Below are 3568 nucleotides of genomic sequence, written 5' to 3'. Positions count from 1 at the left end.
AGACCGCCCGCTCCAAGTGGGGCATGTCGCGCACGCAGATCGTCAACATCCTGCAGGGCGTCAAGGACGGTTTCGAAAAGAAGCTCGAGATCACCGGCGTCGGCTATCGCGCGGCACTTCAGGGCAAGAACCTGCAGCTGGCACTTGGCTTCAGCCATGACGTCGTCTACGAGACGCCGCAGGGCATCACCATCACGGTGCCGAAGCCGACTGAAATTACCGTGGCCGGCATCGACAAGCAGCAGGTCGGCCAGGTTGCGGCCGAGATCCGCGAGTATCGTGGTCCCGAGCCCTACAAGGGCAAGGGCGTCCGCTACGCTGGCGAGAAGATCGTCCGCAAGGAAGGCAAGAAGAAGTAGTGGGCTTGGCCCCGAAAGGTCGAAGACTTTTCGGAAAGGACCAAGCTAAAGAAGTGCAACGCCGCGGGGAGCGGTCGCGGGAGGCGCATTCGCCTACCGCACATGGCGGCCCCCGTTTTTTGAAGGCAAGGAACTATCATGGCTACCAAGGAATCCATCCAGCGCCGCGCGCAGCGCGTCCGCCGTCAGATCAAGAAGGTCGCTGGTGAGCGCCCGCGTCTGTCGGTCCACCGCACGTCGAAGAACATCTACGTGCAGGTCATCGACGATGCCAAGGGCCACACCATCGCCGCCGCTTCGACGCTCGAGAAGGACCTCAAGGGTTCGCTCAAGACCGGCGCCGACACCGCCGCTGCCGCCGCGATCGGCAAGCTGATCGCCGAGCGCGCCACCAAGGCCGGTGTCAAGGAAGTCGTCTTCGACCGCGGCGCCTACATCTATCACGGCCGCGTCAAGGCGCTCGCCGAGGCTGCCCGTGAAGGTGGTTTGAGCTTCTAAGCATGATCCCGAAAAGTTGCAGACTTTTCGGATAAAGATTATGCGAAGGAAATGATTTCGCCCCCGGTGACCCACAGAGGCGCCGGATCTTATCAGCAACCGTGCTTCCGGAAAAAAACAAGGAACAGGATATGGCACAGGAACGTAGGGATGGCGGCCGCGGCCGCGATCGTGAAGAACGCGATGACGGCATGGTGGACAAGCTCGTCCACATCAACCGCGTCGCCAAGGTCGTCAAGGGCGGCCGTCGCTTCGGTTTTGCAGCACTCGTCGTCGTCGGCGACCAGAAGGGCCGCGTCGGCTTTGGTCACGGCAAGGCGCGCGAAGTGCCGGAAGCTATCCGCAAGGCCACTGAATCGGCCAAGCGCGACATGATCTTCGTGCCGCTGCGCTCGGGTCGTACGCTGCATCACGACGTCGAAGGACGCTGGGGCGCGGGACGCGTGCTGCTGCGCGCTGCCAAGCAAGGTACCGGCATCATCGCCGGTGGCCCGATGCGCGCTGTCTTCGAGACGCTCGGCATGCATGACGTGGTCGCCAAGTCGATGGGTTCGTCGAACCCCTACAACATGGTTCGCGCCACCTTCGACGCGCTGAAGAGCCAGATGCATCCCAAGGATGTGGCTGCTGCTCGCGGCATCAAGTATTCGACCCTTCAGGCCCGCCGCGGCACCGCCGTTGCGTCTGAAGAATAGTCGATCTGACCAGGGATTTTGACCATGGCCAAGAAAGCAACCAAGACCATCACCGTTGAGCAGATCGGTTCGCCGATCCGCCGTCCGAAGGAACAGCGCGCGACGCTGGTCGGCCTCGGCCTCAACAAGATGCACAAGCAGCGCACACTGGAAGATACGCCCTCCGTGCGCGGCATGATCGCTGCCGTCCAGCATCTCGTCCGCGTCGTGGACGAGGGCTGAGCCAGAGCGCAGGAGAACTCAGATGAAACTCAACGATCTGCGTGACAAGGACGGCGCGACGCACTCCAAGAAGCGTCTCGGCCGTGGTATCGGCTCCGGCTCCGGCAAGACCGGCGGCCGCGGCGTCAAGGGCCAGAAGGCACGCTCCGGCGTCGCCATCAACGGCTTCGAGGGTGGCCAGATGCCGCTCTACCGGCGCCTGCCGAAGCGTGGCTTCAACAACATCTTCGCCAAGAGCTTCACTGTCGTGTCGCTGGCCCGCATCCAGGTGGCCATCGACGCCAAGAAGCTCGACGCCAAGGCAACCGTGACGGCTGAATCGCTGGTTGCCGCCGGCGTCATCCGCCGCGTCAAGGACGGTGTGCGCATCCTCTCGGACGGCGAGATCAAGGCGAAGCTGGCCTTTGACGTTGCCGGCGCCTCCAAGGCCGCGATCGAGAAGATCGAAAAGGCCGGCGGTTCGGTCAAGCTGCCGCAGGAAAAGGCAGCTGCCGAGTAACGGCAATTTGAAGCGCGATCGGCAAGAGTGGGATCCGTTTTTGCTCACGATTGCGCTTTGATCTGCTCAACGAGGCGGCCGCGTCAACGCGGCCGCTTGCATGTTTAGAGCCCGGAGCTTATCTCGTGAGCTTCGGTGAAACGCACCGCCTGACCTCAAGGGCCATCAAGCGTTACCAAGCGGAGAATCAGGCATGGCTTCGGCTGCTGAACAATTAGCCTCGAATCTGAATTTCTCGGCCTTCGCCAAAGCGGAGGACCTGAAGAAACGCATCTGGTTCACGATCGGCGCGCTGCTCGTCTACCGCCTCGGCACTTACATCCCGCTTCCCGGAATCAATCCCGACGCCTTCGCCCAAGCCTTCTCCTCGCAGAGCAAGGGCGTGCTTGGCATGTTCAACATGTTCGCCGGCGGCGCCGTGCAGCGCATGGCGATCTTTGCGCTCGGCATCATGCCTTACATCTCCGCCTCCATCATCATGCAGCTGATGACCTCGGTCATCCCGTCGCTGGAAGCGCTGAAGAAGGAAGGCGAACAGGGCCGCAAGGTCATCAACCAGTACACACGCTACGGCACCGTGCTTTTGGCGCTGGTTCAGGCCTATGGTATTTCGGTGGGCCTGGAAGGCGGTCACGGCATCGTCAACGATCCAGGCATGTTCTTCCGCCTCTCGACCGTCGTCACGCTGGTCGGCGGCACCATGTTCCTGATGTGGCTGGGCGAACAGATCACCGCACGCGGCATCGGCAACGGCATTTCGCTGATCATCTTCTCCGGCATCGTCGCCGGTTTGCCGCGCGCCATTTCCGGCACGCTGGAGCTTGGCCGCACGGGCGCCTTGTCGACCGGCCTGATCCTGGCGATCATCGTGCTCGCCATCGTCGTCATCGCCTTGATCGTGTTCTTCGAGCGCGCCCAGCGCCGCTTGCTGATCCAGTATCCGAAGCGTCAGGTCGGCAACCGCATGTTCCAGGGCGATACCTCGCATCTGCCGCTGAAGCTCAACACATCGGGCGTCATCCCGCCGATCTTCGCCTCGTCGCTGCTGTTGCTGCCGGCAACCGTCGCCGGCTTCTCGCAGACGACCAACATGCCGGCCTGGGCAAGCACCGTGCTCGCCTCGCTCGGCCACGGCCAGCCGCTCTACATGCTGTTTTATGCGGCGATGATCGTGTTCTTCGCCTTCTTCTACACTGCGATTGTCTTCAACCCGAAGGACACCGCCGACCAGCTCAAGAAGCATTCGGGCTTCATCCCCGGCTATCGTCCGGGCGAGCGCACTGCCGATTATATCG

General features: G+C 62.3%; 6 protein-coding genes. All 6 read left to right on the top strand.

The features are described from left to right. On the top strand, positions 1-359 hold a 359-nt coding region (gene rplF, locus EN935_RS26770; protein WP_127373785.1), incomplete at its 5' end, for a 50S ribosomal protein L6. A 138-nt stretch (positions 360-497) separates the two neighbouring features. Then, on the top strand, positions 498-857 hold the full coding sequence (gene rplR / locus EN935_RS26765) for a 50S ribosomal protein L18 (RefSeq protein ID WP_032925343.1): 360 nt from the start codon (positions 498-500) through the stop codon (positions 855-857). Between the two features lie 131 nt (positions 858-988). Continuing rightward, on the top strand, positions 989-1552 hold the full coding sequence (rpsE, locus tag EN935_RS26760) for a 30S ribosomal protein S5 (RefSeq protein WP_127265740.1): 564 nt from the start codon (positions 989-991) through the stop codon (positions 1550-1552). 24 nt (positions 1553-1576) lie between these two features. Beyond that, positions 1577-1774: a 50S ribosomal protein L30 gene (rpmD, locus tag EN935_RS26755; protein WP_006205449.1), complete on the top strand. Its 198-nt coding sequence runs from the start codon at positions 1577-1579 to the stop codon at positions 1772-1774. 22 nt (positions 1775-1796) lie between these two features. Further along, entirely contained in the window at positions 1797-2273 is a 477-nt protein-coding gene (rplO, locus tag EN935_RS26750) for a 50S ribosomal protein L15 (RefSeq protein ID WP_013531434.1), read from the top strand. Between the two features lie 193 nt (positions 2274-2466). After that, the coding region (secY, locus tag EN935_RS26745; protein WP_127373784.1) for a preprotein translocase subunit SecY at positions 2467-3568 on the top strand (1102 nt) is incomplete at its 3' end.

The sequence above is a fragment of the Mesorhizobium sp. M7D.F.Ca.US.004.03.1.1 genome, from assembly GCF_003998635.1.
In the GTDB taxonomy this organism is placed as follows: Bacteria; Pseudomonadota; Alphaproteobacteria; order Rhizobiales; family Rhizobiaceae; genus Mesorhizobium; species Mesorhizobium loti.
This window is presented reverse-complemented; position numbering and strand designations above follow the sequence as displayed.